General features: G+C 39.5%; 15 protein-coding genes. All 15 read left to right on the forward strand.

The features are described 5' to 3' along the window. Window positions 1-9 precede the first annotated feature (9 nt). The 15 genes from KEM09_RS03440 (at window position 10) to KEM09_RS03510 (ending at window position 17,381) form a co-directional block, all read left to right on the forward strand. A complete protein-coding gene (locus KEM09_RS03440) occupies window positions 10-774 on the forward strand; it encodes a TatD family hydrolase (protein WP_212225557.1) in 765 nt (254 codons plus the stop codon). Between the two features lie 14 nt (window positions 775-788). Beyond that, window positions 789-1,817 (forward strand): asparaginase, encoded by a 1,029-nt coding sequence (locus KEM09_RS03445; protein WP_212225559.1) that lies wholly within the window; start codon window positions 789-791, stop codon window positions 1,815-1,817. 318 nt (window positions 1,818-2,135) lie between these two features. Continuing rightward, entirely contained in the window at window positions 2,136-2,948 is an 813-nt protein-coding gene (locus KEM09_RS03450) for a MotA/TolQ/ExbB proton channel family protein (RefSeq protein ID WP_212225561.1), read from the forward strand. Between the two features lie 8 nt (window positions 2,949-2,956). After that, a complete protein-coding gene (locus KEM09_RS03455) occupies window positions 2,957-3,412 on the forward strand; it encodes a hypothetical protein (protein ID WP_212225563.1) in 456 nt (151 codons plus the stop codon). Between the two features lie 39 nt (window positions 3,413-3,451). Beyond that, a complete protein-coding gene (locus KEM09_RS03460; protein WP_212225565.1) occupies window positions 3,452-4,027 on the forward strand; it encodes an ExbD/TolR family protein in 576 nt (191 codons plus the stop codon). Window position 4,028: 1 nt separating this feature from the next. Continuing rightward, window positions 4,029-4,502 (forward strand): ExbD/TolR family protein, encoded by a 474-nt coding sequence (locus tag KEM09_RS03465; protein ID WP_212188193.1) that lies wholly within the window; start codon window positions 4,029-4,031, stop codon window positions 4,500-4,502. Between the two features lie 167 nt (window positions 4,503-4,669). After that, window positions 4,670-5,239, forward strand: coding sequence for an RNA polymerase sigma-70 factor (locus KEM09_RS03470; protein WP_212225567.1), 570 nt, complete (start codon window positions 4,670-4,672; stop codon window positions 5,237-5,239). 68 nt (window positions 5,240-5,307) lie between these two features. Next, window positions 5,308-6,468, forward strand: coding sequence for a FecR family protein (locus KEM09_RS03475; protein WP_212225569.1), 1,161 nt, complete (start codon window positions 5,308-5,310; stop codon window positions 6,466-6,468). 84 nt (window positions 6,469-6,552) lie between these two features. After that, the gene (locus tag KEM09_RS03480; protein WP_212225578.1) at window positions 6,553-9,978 is read left to right on the forward strand and encodes a SusC/RagA family TonB-linked outer membrane protein; all 3,426 of its coding nucleotides are present in this window, start codon (window positions 6,553-6,555) and stop codon (window positions 9,976-9,978) included. A 10-nt stretch (window positions 9,979-9,988) separates the two neighbouring features. After that, window positions 9,989-11,407, forward strand: coding sequence for a RagB/SusD family nutrient uptake outer membrane protein (locus tag KEM09_RS03485; protein ID WP_212225589.1), 1,419 nt, complete (start codon window positions 9,989-9,991; stop codon window positions 11,405-11,407). 12 nt (window positions 11,408-11,419) lie between these two features. Further along, window positions 11,420-12,112, forward strand: coding sequence for a DUF4843 domain-containing protein (locus KEM09_RS03490; RefSeq protein WP_212225591.1), 693 nt, complete (start codon window positions 11,420-11,422; stop codon window positions 12,110-12,112). Window positions 12,113-12,127: 15 nt separating this feature from the next. Beyond that, window positions 12,128-13,615, forward strand: a complete 1,488-nt coding sequence (locus tag KEM09_RS03495; RefSeq protein ID WP_212225593.1) for a PKD-like family lipoprotein — start codon at window positions 12,128-12,130, stop codon at window positions 13,613-13,615. 66 nt (window positions 13,616-13,681) lie between these two features. Further along, a complete protein-coding gene (locus KEM09_RS03500; RefSeq protein WP_212225595.1) occupies window positions 13,682-15,079 on the forward strand; it encodes a TlpA family protein disulfide reductase in 1,398 nt (465 codons plus the stop codon). 54 nt (window positions 15,080-15,133) lie between these two features. Beyond that, a complete protein-coding gene (locus tag KEM09_RS03505) occupies window positions 15,134-16,489 on the forward strand; it encodes a TlpA family protein disulfide reductase (protein WP_212225604.1) in 1,356 nt (451 codons plus the stop codon). Continuing rightward, window positions 16,476-17,381 carry a S1 family peptidase gene (locus tag KEM09_RS03510; RefSeq protein ID WP_212225605.1) on the forward strand — a complete coding sequence of 302 codons (906 nt, stop codon included), beginning with the start codon at window positions 16,476-16,478 and terminating at the stop codon, window positions 17,379-17,381. The genes KEM09_RS03505 and KEM09_RS03510 overlap by 14 nt, the downstream gene beginning before the upstream one ends. The last annotated feature ends 104 nt before the right edge of the window (window positions 17,382-17,485 follow it).

Raw genomic sequence — 17,485 nt, forward strand, 5'->3', positions numbered from 1 at the left:
GCGAAGCGCGTGATAGATACACATTCACATATTTACCTGTCAGACTTTGATACTGACCGAGAAGAGGTAGTTGAAAAAGCCCGGGTTGCTGGTGTTGAGAAGATATTATTGCCCAATGTGGATATTGAAACAATTGAAGCCATGCACCAGCTTGAAGCAATGTATGAAGGCTATTGTTTGGCCATGATGGGCATACACCCAACGTCAATTGGGGCAGATTATAAGCAGCTCCTTAAGCAAGCCAGAAGCTTTATTGATAGACGCGATTACATAGCTATCGGCGAGATTGGGATTGATCTTTACTGGGATAAAACCTACAAAGTGGAGCAGATGGATGCCTTTGAGCAGCAGATTATCTGGGCAAAGGATAAGGGCTTGCCAATTGTGATTCACTGCAGAGATGCTTTTCCTGAGGTGTTTGAGGTGGTCGAAAAACAACTGGATGAGAGTTTGTTTGGAGTCTTTCATAGTTTTGGTGGTAATGAAGCCGAGGCTGCACGGATACTGGAATACAAAAGCTTTATGCTGGGCATCAATGGTGTGGTGACCTTTAAAAACACCAACCTGCGTGAGGTATTGAAAGGAGTGCCTTTGAATAAGGTTGTGCTTGAAACTGATGCACCTTACCTGGCGCCTGTGCCAAAACGCGGTAAAAGAAATGAGCCTGTATACCTGGAGCGAATTGCAGAAACAATTGCAGGTGTTTATAATGTGAATGCAGATGAGGTGAAGCAGCAAACCACAAGTAATGCAAAAAAGCTGTTTGCCTTGTAAATAAACGGATAAGTATGGAAGAGAGAAAGATATTGATAATTTATACAGGTGGTACTATTGGTATGGTGATCGATCCGGAAACCAACTCATTGGTGCCATTTGATTTTGAAAGTATATCAAAGCACGTGCCTGAGTTACGCCGATTCGATTTTCAGGTAAAGAGTCTTTCTTTTGAGCCGCTCATCGACTCATCCGACATGCATCCAGAAGTATGGATTAAACTGGTTGGTATTATTGAGGAGAACTATTCGTTATACGATGGTTTTGTGATATTGCACGGGACTGATACAATGGCTTACACAGCCAGTGCATTGAGTTTTATGTTGCAAAATCTCAAAAAGCCAGTTGTACTGACTGGAAGTCAATTACCATTAGGAACGATTCGTACAGACGGGAAAGAAAACCTGATAACCGCCCTGGAGATTGCTGCCGCACAAAAAAACCGTCAGGCACTGGTTCCTGAGGTCTGTATCTATTTTAAGGATAAGCTTTTCAGGGGCAACAGGACTACCAAATACAATGCGGAGCATTTTAATGCCTTTCGTTCCGATAATTATCCGCCGCTAGCCGAAGCGGGCATCCACCTGAAATATAATTATCCCTATATTCGGTATACCACGCTTAACGGCACCTTCCGTGTATCTAAAAAAATGGATACCAATGTCGCTTTGTTACGCATATTTCCGGGCATCAATAAGGATGTGGTTAAGGCCGTATTGAATGCCCCAAATATTAAAGCAGTAGTGCTCGAGACTTATGGTTCTGGTAATGCACCAACTACAGAATGGTTCTTAAACGAAATTAAGGAAGCTGTAGAGCGGGGGTTGATTATCCTAAATGTAACGCAGTGCCTTGCAGGTAGCGTAGAAATGTGGCGTTATGAAACCGGTGTGCATATGCTCGAACTGGGAGTTGTAGGTGGTTACGATATGACTACTGAATCTGCAGTGACTAAGTTGATGTACCTGTTAGCTAACTGTTCTTCAGTTGAGGAAGTGAAAAAAGGGTTAAACCGATCGCTTCAGGGAGAAATTCATATCTAAATTAGATAATATCCCTTTTTAATTAATAGGTTTTAATAAGAGGTCTTTTGCATTAATTGATAGTAATTTGTGGGAAAATGCTGAAGGTTTGTCAGCGCTTGAAATTAAGCTTGCTAATCGAAAGCTCATCATTGTGCTACCAATAACGAAAATTAACAGTTAAGAGTTTGTAATTGACTTTTTTTTTGTAATTTGCAACCCTGAAAAATTAAAGGGTTTGAACCTTTTTGTATCTTTAATAAATAAGGGAAAAGGGGACAACATTAAACTATTTTGAGTATTAACAATACTAATACAAATCAAAATTTTTAGCAGACTATGAAAAAGCTATTTGCGTTTTTAGCAGTAATTGGAATGCTGAGTGCCGGTGCCAATGCCGTTTATGCTCAGGAAGAAGAAAATGTAGCTGGCGAAGCTACTGAACAGGTGGCTGAACAAACAGCACCAAGTGAAGAACCCGCAGCAGTTGTTGAGGAAGAAATGGCTGAGGCTCCTAAGGGTATTCACAAGCAGATTAAAGCCAAATTCATCGAAGGTGGTGCAATGTTTATGAGCTTTGTACTTTTAGCTTTGATTTTCGGTTTAGCAATCTGTATCGAAAGAATCATTTACTTGAATCTTGCTTCTACTAACACTAAGAAGTTGTTACAAAACATCGAGAATGCGTTGAATGACGGTGGTGTTGAGGCAGCTAAAGAAGTGTGTCGTAACACAAGAGGTCCTGTAGCTTCTATTTTCTACCAAGGTCTTGATCGTTTCGATGAAGGTATTGAAGTAGTTGAGAAGTCAGTTATCTCTTATGGTTCAGTTCAAATGGGTCTTTTAGAAAAAGGATTAACTTGGATTTCATTGTTTATCTCGCTTGCTCCTATGCTTGGTTTCATGGGTACTGTAATCGGTATGATTGATGCTTTCGACAGCATCCAGGCAATGGGTACTATCTCTGCAACTGCTGTAGCAGGTGGTATTAAAGTAGCGTTGATTACCACTGTATCTGGTTTGATCGTAGCTATCATCCTTCAGGTATTCTACAACTACATCGTTTCTAAAATCGATGGTATTGTAAATACTATGGAAGATGCTTCAATCTCTCTACTGGATATTTTGGTAAAATATAACATGAAAAAATAATTGTCGTTATGACTAAGCTTTCAAAAATTTTAAATATTGTTCTATACCTGCTGTTAGCAATAACCTTGGTATTTGCCGGAATGTTCTTTTTCGGCCCATGGTTAACAGAAGCAGATGGTGTAGCGCATGACACACCAATCTACACAGAGTCTTTCCTTAACTGGGCGAAGTTGTTAATCTATGTAGCTGCTGGTGTATCACTATTATTTGAAGTGTTCCACTTGGTTATGAATCCTAGAAATGCTGTTCGATCGTTAGTTTCGATGGCTATCTTGGGTGTTATTGTATTAGTGGCCTATAGCATGTCTGATGACACGCCGCTTCAACTAATAGGATATCAAGGAGCCGATAACGTTCCAAGCATGTTGACCATGGCTGGTACCATGTTATATGGAACTTATTTATTGTTCGGAATAGTGATTGTTGCTATTCTGTATACAGAATTATCGCGTCTGTTTAAATAATGGCCCGATCCTGTTAAAGGATCATAAAATTAATTGTCTATGTCAAAAAGAGAAGTACAAGAAGTTAATGCAGGGTCAATGGCAGATATTGCTTTCTTGTTGCTTATCTTCTTCCTGGTAACCACTACCATGGATACTGACACCGGATTAGCACGTCTTTTACCTCCACCGGTAGAAGAAGAACCAGAAGATACCCCTCCTATTAAGGAGCGTAACGTATTTACGGTGCTTATCAACAGTCAGAACCAATTGCTGGTAGAAGGCAGACCAATGGAGATAAGGGACCTGACAGAAGCAACTAAAGAGTTTATCTTAAATCCACTGGATGATGAAAAACTTCCAGAGAAAAAGGAGATAGAAGTTGAACTGTTAGGTGTTCAGGAAGTAACCAAAGGAGTAATCTCTCTGCAGAACGACCGTGATACTGAATATCAGACTTATTTGATGGTTCAAAACGAACTTCAAAGAGCTTACAACGAGTTAAGAGATGATTTAGCGAAAAGGAAATTTGGTAAAACTTATGAGGAGCTGGAAAAAGAAGAGCAAAAAGCTGTTCGCTCAGTATTTCCTCAAAAGATTTCCGAGGCAGAACCTAAAAACATAGGAGGTAACTAGTATGGCAAAGTTCAGAAAAAAGAAGAGCGGAGGCCAGCAAGCTATTAACACGGCCTCGTTACCAGATATCGTTTTCATGTTGCTGTTCTTCTTCATGGTATCAACAACTATGAAAGAGGTAGATATGAAAGTGCAGATTAAACCTGCACAAGCAACAGAACTCGCTACATTGGAGAAAAAAGAGTTGGTGACTTTTATTTATGTAGGTGTTCCCGCTAAAAAGTTTCAGGCTCTTTACGGAAGTGAACCACGTATTCAGTTGAATGACCAATTTGCAACTGTGCCGGATATTCAAAGTTATATTGCTCAATCGCGTGACGCTATGCGTGAGAGTGATCAGCCAAAAATGACTGTGTCAATTAAGGCTGACAGAGAATGTCCAATGGGAGTTATTACTGATATCAAGCAAGCCTTGCGTAAAGCAGCTGCCTTGAAGATTAACTACTCAGCAGCCGAAATGGTTAAAAACAGATAATTACTTATCTAGTATATATTAAAAGGGAGTCATACGACTCCCTTTTTTTGTACCAGTATTTCAAGTTCATATCATTAACATTTTGTAACAATTAAAAAATGTTTCTATTTTAGTCCGCTGAAATTCATATTCGTAGTAGTTTCACCTGTAATATATCAAACAATAACTTGGAGAGCGATACCGTCATACATGCCATTAATAGTTATCTCTTAAAGCACGATCTTAGGTCATTTAAGGTTATATATCACCATTTTTATAAAAGTCTGTGCTTTTTTGCCAACGATTATTTATCTGATAGTGATACTGCAGAAGATGTGGTACAGGACGTTTTTACCCAAGTCTGGGATAATATGCCTGAAGTTTCAGAGCCTTCTAAATTACAAGCCTACTTGTATGCCATGGTACGTAATCGTTGTCTCAATCGGATTAGAACGCAACAAAATTTGCAGAAATATCAGACAAATGAAATACAAGAAATAGCCTGGGATGATGATGAGTCTGTTCGTATAGTGAAAGCCGAAGTATTGCGTGAGATAATGGCAAGTATTGAAAAATTACCCGAGCGTGCACAGGAGGTGTTTAAGCTAAGTTACCTTACTCAACTGCGCGAGCAGGAAATTGCCGACCGCCTGAATATTACCGTTAACTCGGTAAAGACACATAAGAAGAGAGCGAAAAGTATTTTAAAAGATGAATTAAGGCATTTATTCAGTCTGATAAGCATTTTTCATTTATAAGCGAATTTTCTTAATACTTGTTTCACCTAATTTTATTTTCTAATTGTCATATGGCAAAAGAGTAAAGGATGGATGTATTTAAGCTATCAGCATTAATTGTAAAATATTTAAGAGGGACCCGTGATGCGCAGGCACAAGCCAAATTGGAGGAGTGGAAAACTATAAATTCAGCCAATAGGAATTTTATTGAAGATATACGTGATCCTAATTTATTGGGTGAGGAACTAAAGGTTTACAATAGCTTTGATAGCAATAAAGCTTGGGACCAGTTCGTAATAACCAACAAACTTAATAGAAATAGTAGCATCTATATGCAACCGTTGTTAAGAGTCGCCTCTATTATTGTTTTATTGATTTCAATTGGTGGCGTCCTTTATTTTCTTAACACAATGCGTGAGCAACCACAACAGTTAACAGAATCAAGTATTCAACCTGGCACATCAAATGCTGTTTTGGTAGTAGATAATCATTCAATTGCCTTAAGCGATACTGTTAACACCGTATTGGAAGATAAATCTGAACTAATCGCCAGTATTAGTAATGGGCAGATAAATTACAATAACGAGGTATCCTCTTTGCTTGAAATGACTGTGAAAGTGCCCATTAAATCCGAGTATCAATTTGTGTTATCGGATGGTACAAAGGTTTGGATGAATGCCGGCAGTACAGTGACATTTGCTCATCCATTTAAGGGAAATACTCGAAGTATTAAAGCTGAAGGTGAAGTATACCTTGAGGTAGCCAAAGATGCTACTCGTCCGTTTGTTGTTGAACTGCCCAATAGCAATAGCATTGAAGTGTTGGGAACACAATTCAATGTTAAAGCATATCCTGATGAGCACCTGCATAAAACCGTGTTAGTGGAAGGTAGCGTCCTTTGGAAATCGAATAATGGCACAGAACGCCTGATGGAACCTGGCCAGCTTTTAACAATGAACAGTTCAGATAATTGGATTGAAGTTAAAAATGTGGATGTTAATCAATATATAGCTTGGAAAGAAGGGCTTTTTGTTTATGAAGGAGAAAGGTTGGAGGATATTATGAGATCATTAGCCCGTTGGTATGGGGTAACAGTTACTTATCAAGATGAAGTTATAAAGGATTTGCATTTTAGTGTGGATGTTAAGCGTTATGAGCATTTAAATGACATTCTGAAGATGCTTGAGGTGACAGAAAAAATCTACTTCACGATCAACGGATCTGAAATAATCGTTAATAAGCATAACTAAAAACAGGAAGTGCTGGAACACTTCCTGTTTGGGCCTAAGAGATTAACTCTTATGGCTTAAGTTTAATCATTCAATTACAAATCTATGAAAAAAAATCGGGAATTACTGTACCCGGATGGGAGGGGTACACCCCAAATTTGGCGAATTATGAAGCTAAGCCTTTTAATGATGTTCGTTATTCTCTGGCATGCATCAGCTAACTCTTACAGCCAGGAAACCAAACTGAAGCTAGATATAAGTAATGCTTCAGTGAAGGAAGTATTTAAAGCCATTAAATCGCAGAGTAGGTTTACCTTCATTTTTAATGAAGAAGATATTGCACAGGTCAAAGCGGTATCACTATCGGTTAATGGCGAAACAGTTGAATCGGTCTTATCAGCATGCCTTCAGGGTACAGGACTAACCTGGCAGGTGATTGACGATGTGGTCATTATAAAACCATCAAAAAGTGTAGCTCAGCAAAATGATTTAGTTATCAAAGGTCAGGTATTGGATGAGAAAGGGCAGCCAGTGCCGGGAGTGAATATTATTGTGCTGGAGTATAACAATGGTACCATCTCAGACTCAGAAGGTCGCTATGAACTTACTGTTCCCGATGAGAATGCTCACCTGGTATTTACATTCATCGGTTTTGAGAAGCAGACGATTGCTATTGACGGACGCTCACAAATAAATGTTACTCTAATAACCGAAGTGAGTGAATTAGGTGATGTGGTGGTAACCGGTTACTACAATCAAACCAAGGAGAGTTTTACAGGAGCAGCCACCACTATTAGCTCTGATAAATTACAGGAAGTTAGTAATACGAATGTACTTCAGGCACTTCAGGTTTTTGACCCCTCATTTAAAATTGTTGATAATAATGATTTTGGTTCGAACCCTAACCGTATGCCCGAAATTGAAGTGAGAGGTAAAGCAAGCTTCCCTGGTTTAAGTGAGAGTGAAATACGTAGTAATCCAAATCAACCAACATTTATATTGGATGGGTTTGAAGTAAATTTGGAGAAAATATATGATTTAGACATCAACCGTATTGCCAGTGTCACTATATTAAAAGATGCCAGTGCAACAGCTATATACGGTTCAAGAGCAGCCAATGGAGTAGTGGTTATTGAAACAAAAGCCCCTGAGAAAGGAAAGCTAAGAGTGAATTACACTTTTGATGGCACTGTTTCTGCACCAGATTTATCTGATTATAACTTGTTAAATGCAACTAATAAACTTGAAGCTGAGCGTTTGGCTGGCTTGTATACATCAAGTCGACCCGCCGGAGATAGCTATACCGAGCAAGTGCGTTTAGACCAGCTTTACAATCAAAACCTTCAAGCGATAAAACAAGGTGTTAATACCGATTGGATTGCACAGCCTGTTGAAAACAGTTTTTCTCACAAACATTCTTTGTTTCTAGAGGGCGGTGATGACGTCATACGTTATGCCCTGGAAGGTAACTTTAATGATGAGAGAGGTGTTATGAAAGGCTCTGGTCGAAAGCGTTACGCCCTTGGAAGCATGTTATCATATCGATTTAAGAATATTACTTTCAAAAATCATCTGACAGTAACACGTGTTGATGCTCCGGATTCGCCATATGGAAGTTTTGCAGACTATGCACGGTTAAATCCTTACTACCGAATGAAGGATGAGAATGGCCGGTTTTATCAGACCTTACGTACAAATGAAGATCCGTTGTCACCTGTTCAATATTCTGGACTATATGATGCCCATTATTTAGCCAATGAAAATGGCAGTAAGTATACCAATGTCACCAATAACTTCTCCATTGATTGGATGCTGCTAGAAGGCCTGCGTTTAAAAGGTAATATGTCTTTTCAGTTACAAAATGATAAAAGTGAAACGTTTAGCTCACCCGAATCTATTGCTTTTATCAATACTCCTGAGGAGGATTTTAATCTGCGTGGCAGCTATTATGTTGGCGATCAGGAGATGTTTTTATTGGATGGAAATTTGGTGTTAAGCTATTTCAAACAGATTGATAAGCATTTCATTAATGCGGTGATTGGTGGTAATATTCAGGAGCAAACCATCGATTTTGAAGACTATACTGCCGAAGGTTTTGCTAATGATCGTTTGAGTCATGTTAGTTTTGGTGCGCAATTTAAAGAAGGCACAACTCCTGGAGGATATGAAGAAACGAGCCGACTGGCAGGTGCATTCTCTAATTTAAACTATAATTTCGATAACCGTTTTCTGGCAGATGCCTCTTTACGTATCGATGGTTCATCTAAATTTGGAAAGAACCAACGTACGGCTCCTTTCTGGTCTGCCGGATTGGGATGGAATATTCACAACGAAAGTTTTTTTAGAGATAATGCCAAGGTTAATGAATTACGCTTAAGAGCTAATGTGGGGGAAACAGGTGGAGATAATTTCTATGCCTATCAAGCCTTAACAACCTACCAGTACATTACTGATCGTCACTATCGATTTAATAATGGAGCGTTTATAAAAGCCATAGGTAATGAGGATTTAAGGTGGCAAACAACCATGAAGCGTAATGTTGGTTTAGATTTGGCACTATTCAATAGTCGTTTAATGTTATCGGGGAACTACTACTACGATACCACCAAAGATTTATTGACTCAGGTTACCATTGCACCATCCATTGGCTTCTCAAGTTTTACTTCAAACATGGGCGATGTATTGAACAAAGGTGTGGAACTGAATGTGAGTGGAACAGTATATAAAAACTCTCAGAAAGGCATATTTGTCAACTTGTTTGCCAATGTTAGGCATAATGTTAATGAGATCCAGAGAATATCAGATGCTTTAAAGGAGTATAATAAGAGTGCTGCTGAAAATCAGAATAAGGAAGTTGAGAATCAGGGCAATGCCAATATTTATCGTCAAGGCGAATCGGCCGATATGATTAGTACTGCGCCCGTCTTACAGTTTAACGAAGGCGAATCCATTTATGCCATCTATGCCGTTCGTTCCTTGGGTATCGATCCTGTATCGGGTAGAGAAGTGTTTTTAGATCGTTTTGGCAATACAACCATGACATGGGATGCACGCGATCAGGTAGTGGTTGGTGAGGCGCAACCAAAGTATGAAGGATTCTTCGGTACCAATACCGATATTGGTAATTTTAGTATCAACTTAAGTTTTAATTACCGTTTGGGCGGTCAGATTTATAACAATACGGTAATCGACAGGGTTGAGAATGCCAACTTGTATAACAATGTTGATCAGCGTGTGCTAGAGCAACGGTGGACACAGGAAGGTGATGTGAAACCATACAAAAGTATTGCCGATCGCTCTATTACACGTGCCTCATCGCGCTTTGTAGAAGATGAGGATATGCTTTCGTTGGCTTCAGCACGTGTTTCTTATAGGTTTAATCCTGTGGCATTGCGGAATATCGGATTACGTCATCTGAAGTTATCCATGTATATGAGTGATATCTTCAGAATATCAACAGTTAAAAGAGAACGTGGACTGACCTACCCATTTGCCCGATCGGTATCATTCTCATTACAAACCAATTTTTAATTAAGCGAACATGAAAAATAAAATATTAATAGTTTTTGCAGCCCTGATTCTTGTTTTGCCTTCATGCGAAGATTGGATGGATGTGCAGCCAAAATCAGAGGTAGATCAGATTGAATTATTTCAATCGGAAGAAGGTTATTTTGATGCATTAAATGGTGTTTATTTAATGCTTGGCGATGCTAATTTGTATGGCGATAAGTTAACTATGAGCTTTATGGACGTGCTGGCTCAAAACTATTTTATTCCAACAGGTCATAATTATATTGATTTGGTGTTTCATAATTACGAAACAGAATTTGGGGAAGGTGCGATAGCTGGTATCTGGAATAAAGCCTACAATACAATTGCTAATTGTAATAACATTATTGAGCATTTAAAGGCTGATGACGCATCAAAATTCGGAAGCAATAACCGCAATTACATTTTAGGTGAATCCTTAGCTATAAGAGCTATGCTACATTTCGATCTTTTACGTTTGTTTAACGCACCCTTCTTAAGTAACCCGGAGTTTATCGGAATTCCTTACGTTGATGAGTTTAAGATTGAAGTAACTGAGCAATCCGCAACCAGCGAAGCACTGAGTTTTGTGGTGAAAGATTTAAAGGAAGCATACGAGCTATTGAAAGATGATGAAGTTAAAAACCTTACAGAAGCCGCGGGTACTTACCGCGAGAATCGCTTAAATTATTATGCGGTAGCTGGTCTTTTGGCTCGTGTCTATTTATATCAGCAAGACTATACAAACGCAGCCATATATGCTGATGAAGTCATAGCATCGGAGCGTTTCCAGTGGATCAACCCTAGTGCTATTTTAGGTGACAAAGATTATGTGTTTTATCCCGAATTGATGATGGGGCTTTACGATACGCGCGTTGGAGAAACTTCACGTAATTATTTTGTTCATGTTGACGGTACGCAACCAAACGAGTTAATTTGTTCTGATCGCAGCGCCACTTGGTACGAGGGAGATGACATCCGCTTTAAGAACTGGTTTGAAGTAGTATCAACCATGGATGGCGATAAGCGCTTTATGAAAAAATTCAATCGCCCTAAAGAAGAGGAGCAGGCACAGTATTATCAAGACCCGGTATTGCCGCTCGTTAAATTATCAGAAATGTATTTGATTCTTGCTGAATGCAAGGCTAAAAACAGTTTGCCTGAAGGTATTCAGATTTTAAATCAGATGAAGACCGAGAGACGAACATCCCTACTTGATGAGGCCATTGATGAGGCTACTTTTATGACTGAATTATCGAAAGAATACGAACGTGAGTTTTATGGCGAAGGACAATTGTTTTTCTACTATAAGCGAATGAATATGTCAATTATAATAGGAGCTGACGGCAGCAACATGGCAATGGATGATGCCAGGTATACCTTGCCGTTGCCAGCTGATGAAGTACAGTTTGGAGGTCGTGTAACCAATTAAATAATGAGAAAAATGAAATTCTATAAATACATATTAGCCTTAAGCTTTGCTTTGGTCATTTTGTCTTGTGAAGAGAATGAGCCAATGCTGTATGATACCAACTATAATGCACTAAATTTTAAGGTTGCTGATAGCCTTTATGTCAATTATATGTTTTTTCCAGATGATGCTACTTCTGCTGTTGTGAAAGTTAACTTAAAGTTGATGGGACAAGCATCGCCTACAGAGCGATATTACAAAATTGGCGAGGTGGCCGACGAAACTACAGCAGAACAAGGTGTGCATTACGAAACCCTTAAAGAACAATACGCTTTCCCTGCCAATACTACAGAGGTTGATTTTGAGCTACAGCTGAAAAGAGACGAAAGCTTGCGCGAGAATACCTATCGCTTAATGCTACATTTAATACCTGGTGATGATTTTAAACAAGGTATCCTGGATGAACAATATTTCATTATTAATATAACAGATAACTTGCTTGTACCTCCGCCATTTTGGGAGAGAAATTATCTACATTACTACGCTGGTCCCTATCATTGGAAAAAGTGTAAAAAGTACATTGAGATTGCTGGTGTTGATGCACCTAACTGGTATCCGGATCCATACGCAGCTGGAGATGTGTACATTAAACAAACGCGAAAATGGTTCGAAGAGAACCCAACCTACGATGAAGATGGCAACCGCCTGTATTTTGAAAATAGATAATTAAAAGCAGATAACATGAAAACATATATATTATTGCTGGCTCTTGTGCTAATGGTCCTGGGAGGCTGTTTAAAAGATGAGGGCAACTACGATTATATCGATTTGAATGAGGTAGAGGAAATTACCGGTATTGAAGAGTTTTATAGCATTACCAAGTTTGAGGATGTGTTGCTGATCAATCCTGAAATAAGTTACAAACTGGGCGATGATGATGCTTATGAGTATGAGTGGAGTCTGAGTCATTGGGAATATGATGATGAATTGGGTGAAAGAGTTAATTATGAAATAATTATCTCGCAAGAGAAAAACCTGGAGTTTGTCGCCGATCATACGATTCCTTACAAAGATTTATTTGGTCAGTTTAAGGTTAATAATACAACTACCGGTGTTACTTATACTACCAATTTTGAGTTACGTGTACAAAATGCCTATCAGTATGGGTATTTCTTCCTGTGTGAGAAGGATATGAACAGTGAAATGTTTCTGATACGTGATAATGGTAAGACCATTGAAAACCTCTATCAAACATTAACGGGCATGCCATTGGTGGGCAAACCCTATTGTATGGAAAGCATTAGAAGTGGAATTTATAATGACCTGGTTATTTTCACAAGTGACGGACCCGATTATGGTGCTGTCATGAATTTTGATAATATGGATTATAAATGGCCGGCTGTTAAATGTTTCCATGAGGAAAACGTCGGATCAGAACCAATGGTTGTAAATGTCTGTAGTCAGCCAGATAGAGATATTTTCACCATTGTTAATGGGAAGTACTATTTTACTGGGGGTATGGCTTTTGGCGACTATAAGCCTTACATCGGGATTGATGTACCTGCAGTAGAAGAAAATTGTGATTATGTAGATGAAATGGGTATGGCACTGGCTTATTTGCATACAACTGATGAAGGTGACCTCTATGCACTTGGCTCATGGGGTGCCATTAATAAAGTTGAAATTGGGGGAGAAACAGTGCAGTTACCCGGAACGTGTCATTTTATGGCACCCGAACCAGGAGGCCATATGTATCAGGGTGGTGTTAACACCCATTTTATTTATACCGATAACGATGGTACGGTTAATGAAATGGTATTGCACGCGAAACTGGATTTCTCGACCTGGTCCAATGCCTATACATTGGCACGCACCAATGTATTTCCGGCTCCTGCTTTAATTAATGCTGAAACAAAGTTTGTTAACTCTTACTCCGAGCGCTATTTCTACTTTTCATCAGAGAATAAAATCTATCGATACAACTATGATGCACCGGAAGATGCTCCTGCTTTAATAGTTGAATTGCCTGAAGGACAAATGATTTCGTATTTATACCTGGATTACATACAAGAAGGTTGGTCGAAGTACGATGATAAGTTTGTTGTTGGAACTTATGACAATTCAGGAACTAATAATGGATCTGTTTATTTTGTCAACCTGGATGGCACCATCGATACCAAACATGAGCATGTGTGTGGTAAAATTATCGACTTGGAGGTTAAAAAATAATTAGATGAGCTGATAGCAGTCTGCTATCAGCTCTTTTCACATAGCTAAATTTTAAAACGTAACTGTATGAAATTCATCACAGCTGTGGCTTTGTTGGCTCTAATGCTAACCTCATGTGCCACTAAAAACACAGAATTTGCAATTATAAAAGGCCAGTTTACTGGCGAAAAAGAAGGACGGGAAATCCATTTATGCAAGGTGGAGCATGGCAAAACCAATAAAGTGGCAGTTACCACATTGGGTAACGACGGCCGTTTTGGATTTGCTTATGCCATTCAGGAACCCGGATTATATGTACTGAATGTGGTGTGGGACCAAGCCCTCAAAACCGTAAAACAAGATCATAATCTGAAGCGCGTTTATCTTGAAAATGGTGTTGAGCTGGATGTGAAGATCAGCGATGGCACCTATGAGCTAATGGCTTCCAACAGCTCACAAAATGATTGCCTGGCCCAATGGAATGCCAAGGTAGATACTGTTTTTTCTTATTCGCATGGCTTTTCATACAATGTGCTGGATTACACCAACTTTTTCCCTGTGTTACCTGAGTTTGTTAATGCAGCAGATGCGTTTAAAGCCACAATAAATACGGGTGATAAGCATTTTGACGACTTGATGGCACTGATGGTTAATACAGATATGCAGCTGTCAGCTTTACAATTTATTTACACGCCCCGTATCAAGCATCCTGAAAGAAAAGATTATCCTGAGTATTATGATTTCATATTGAATGAGGGAGCACCGAAAGATGAACAACTGCTAGAGCTGGCCAATGGCGCTGATTACCTGAGATTATATACCATGTATGCAGTTATGTCGATGCCCGAGAAGCCAGCTCGTGACGAGTGGGATTTGGTTTGTTTGAATTTGATTCAGAATGATTTGTTGAAAGGCTATTTTGCCATCAGCCTTCTTAATAAGTTTCGTAGCTACGACTCAGAATATCTCAGCTTTAGAGAGCAAGTGGAGCCATATATGCAAAATACCTACCTATCAGAAGAGTTAAAAACCTTTGAAATGGGTATCCGTCAATTTGAGAAAGGGGCTGAAGCATTTGATTTTGCCGGAAAGGATGTGAATGGAAAAGAGCATAAGCTAACCGACTACAAAGGTAAGCTGGTGTATGTTGATGTGTGGGCTACATGGTGCGGACCTTGTAAAGCACAGATACCAGCCCTGAAAGAGTTGGAGAAGCAATTTCATGGCCAGCCGGTTGAGTTTTTAAGTATTTCAGTGGATAAGCCAAAGGATAAGCAGAAGTGGATGGACTTTGTAAAGGAAAATGAACTGAAGGGCGTTCAGTTGATGGCCGACAAAGCCTTTGATTCAGATGTGGCGAAAGCTTATGGAATCAATGCTATTCCTCGTTTTATGCTATTTGATAAGGATGGAAAGATAGTAACCATCGATGCGCCACGTCCATCGGATGATAAAATCAACGAATTCCTAAAACAGTATTTATAAAATAAATCTAGCCATCGTCTATGTCCTGATAGGCGATGGATTAACCTGTCGTTTATGTATTTAAAAAGAGGATTAGTTCTACTGAGTGTTCTTTTGGGCATTATCAATATCCAGGCACAGATAAGAATTAATGGAAAGCTGAATGCTTATAAAGGAAGCGAAGTAGCCCTGTTTGTTGTGCAGGAGGGTACATTAAAACTATATGATAGTCAGCAACTGGAAGCTGATAGTATCTTTTCATTTTCCATTGCCGATGCACCATCAGGCTTCTATTACCTGGGGGCTTCAGAAAATCCTAAATCGGTGTTTGATAATCTGTATCTGAAAGCAGGACAGCATGCCAAACTGACCATTGAGAACCAAACAATCGTTTCTGCTTCATTGCCTAATCAGGAAGCTTTTACTTATCAGCAAAACTGGGAGATGCTCAAAGATGAGGCTTTAGATGGCGCCTGGACAAAAGCGCGTGAGTTGGAGCATGTTGAGAGTATACTAGCAAAGCATCACAATGCGTTAGTCGACTTTATTGCATCCTTGAAATCAAAAGACCAGACTTTAAACCTCCTGATGAAGCTGGTGGCACAAGCAGATTTTGATATGTTCTGGATACGCAACTTCTCAATGGTTCAGCCCGAGGTGAAAGAGCTGCTTAAACAGAACACGATTATGCAGGAGATTTATAATCGAAAGCTGACATCAGCAGATATATTAAAGATTAAGGATGGTGCCATGGCTGCAAGTCTGTTTCCTTCTTTTAAGGCTTATTGGCAAATGCTTAAGGTGGATGACTATTTGAGCTATAGCATCAGTGTATTTGATAATGATACGCTAAAAGGTCGATACCTGACAGACCATATTATCCAGCGTAAAATCTCAGGAAGCTACTTTGATAAACTAATTGCTGAATATGGAAATTTATTGGTAACTGATGTACAGAGAAACGAGTTGAAAGCTTACCAATCTAAAATAATGAAGTTCGCCAGAGGGGCCGAAGCCTTTGATTTTGCCTATCCCGATTCAGAAGGAAAAATGCATGCTTTGTCTGACTATAAAGGCAAAGTTGTGTTGGTAGATGTATGGGCCACTTGGTGTGCACCCTGCAAAGCAGAAATACCGCACCTGGAGAAGCTCATAGAGCACTATCGTGATAATCCGAATGTTGTTTTTATAGGCGTGTCTATCGACAAACGAAAAGACAAAGCCAAGTGGGAAAAATTCACTAAAGATCATGACATGAAAGGGATTCAGTTATTAGCCGATTATGCTTTTGAGTCTGACATCATATATGATTATGAAATTAACGGGGTGCCACGGTTTATGTTATTTGATAAGGCAGGTAAAATAGTAAGTGTTAACGCGCCGCGTCCATCCAATCCACAACTAAAAAAAATGATAGATGAGTATTTATAAAATTACCAAATATACATTGGTGGGTGTAAGCTTGTTACTGGCTGCCAGTGCCTGTGAATCGAGACAAAATGGTATTGATACGCAGGAGACCTCACCACCATCTGAACCGGAAGCAGCCATCAACGATGCCGACAGGCTGAAGAATTTTGAACAGCAGGCATCAGCTTATTATAATGAGCATGGAGGTGTAGATGCAGATACCTATAAGCAACAACTTACTAATAAATCTTGCGAAGTATCTGGTTTACCAGCTGCCCGTCAGCCATATCAGGGCGCTGCCTTTTATAAACGATTTCGAAAGGGAGTATTGAAAATGGGAAAGATGTATAAATGCGGTCATTGCCCCGAAGATCACATCAGTACGGCTTCTGCCTTTGTTATTTCGGCTGATGGTGTTTGCGTTACCAATTACCATGTGTTTAAGTCTTACGATCCTTCAAGGCCTAATGAGTACATCACCTTTTTTGCCATGGATATGGAGCAAAATATCTATCCTGTAACAGAGGTGCTGGCTGCCAGTAAGCACGATGACCTGGCTGTTTTTAAGATAGACACCCAAGGTCAACAATTATCGCCTTTATGCATGGGGCAGGAGCAACCTGTGGGAGAGCCCATTCACCTGATATCGCACCCCGAGCACCGCTTTTATACCTACACGCAAGGACACATCGATCGCAAATACATCAAACCGGGTACCACCAAGATTCGGCAATCCATATCTGCCGAATTTGCTAAAGGCTCAAGCGGGGCACCCATTATGGACGATTGTGGTAATGTAGTTGGCGTTGTGGCCGGCACCCAAAACATCTACTACGACCAGGAAGGGAAAATCTATCAAAGCACCATCAAGGAGATTATTCCGGTGAGTCGATTGAAAGAGCTAATTAAGTAATATGTGATTTAAAACGAAATATAACTTTTAAAATAAAAAGATGAGATATTTAGTGGTTGGTTTACTGTAGAAGCTGATGGTATATATAATACGCCAAAGATAAC

The sequence above is a fragment of the Carboxylicivirga mesophila genome (assembly GCF_018271975.1).
GTDB classification, from domain to species: Bacteria; Bacteroidota; Bacteroidia; order Bacteroidales; family Marinilabiliaceae; genus Carboxylicivirga; species Carboxylicivirga mesophila.

Excerpts from the sequence above, each read along its gene's own strand:
- KEM09_RS03485 (WP_212225589.1), top strand. The coding sequence starts at position 9,989 with ATGAAAAATAAAATATTAATAGTTTTTGCAGCCCTGATTCTTGTTTTG.
- KEM09_RS03505 (WP_212225604.1), top strand. The coding sequence starts at position 15,134 with ATGTATTTAAAAAGAGGATTAGTTCTACTGAGTGTTCTTTTGGGCATT.
- KEM09_RS03465 (WP_212188193.1), top strand. The coding sequence starts at position 4,029 with ATGGCAAAGTTCAGAAAAAAGAAGAGCGGAGGCCAGCAAGCTATTAAC.
- KEM09_RS03445 (WP_212225559.1), top strand. The coding sequence starts at position 789 with ATGGAAGAGAGAAAGATATTGATAATTTATACAGGTGGTACTATTGGT.
- KEM09_RS03450 (WP_212225561.1), top strand. The coding sequence starts at position 2,136 with ATGAAAAAGCTATTTGCGTTTTTAGCAGTAATTGGAATGCTGAGTGCC.
- KEM09_RS03475 (WP_212225569.1), top strand. The coding sequence starts at position 5,308 with ATGGATGTATTTAAGCTATCAGCATTAATTGTAAAATATTTAAGAGGG.
- KEM09_RS03480 (WP_212225578.1), top strand. The coding sequence starts at position 6,553 with ATGAAAAAAAATCGGGAATTACTGTACCCGGATGGGAGGGGTACACCC.
- KEM09_RS03455 (WP_212225563.1), top strand. The coding sequence starts at position 2,957 with ATGACTAAGCTTTCAAAAATTTTAAATATTGTTCTATACCTGCTGTTA.
- KEM09_RS03495 (WP_212225593.1), top strand. The coding sequence starts at position 12,128 with ATGAAAACATATATATTATTGCTGGCTCTTGTGCTAATGGTCCTGGGA.
- KEM09_RS03510 (WP_212225605.1), top strand. The coding sequence starts at position 16,476 with ATGAGTATTTATAAAATTACCAAATATACATTGGTGGGTGTAAGCTTG.
- KEM09_RS03490 (WP_212225591.1), top strand. The coding sequence starts at position 11,420 with ATGAAATTCTATAAATACATATTAGCCTTAAGCTTTGCTTTGGTCATT.
- KEM09_RS03460 (WP_212225565.1), top strand. The coding sequence starts at position 3,452 with ATGTCAAAAAGAGAAGTACAAGAAGTTAATGCAGGGTCAATGGCAGAT.
- KEM09_RS03500 (WP_212225595.1), top strand. The coding sequence starts at position 13,682 with ATGAAATTCATCACAGCTGTGGCTTTGTTGGCTCTAATGCTAACCTCA.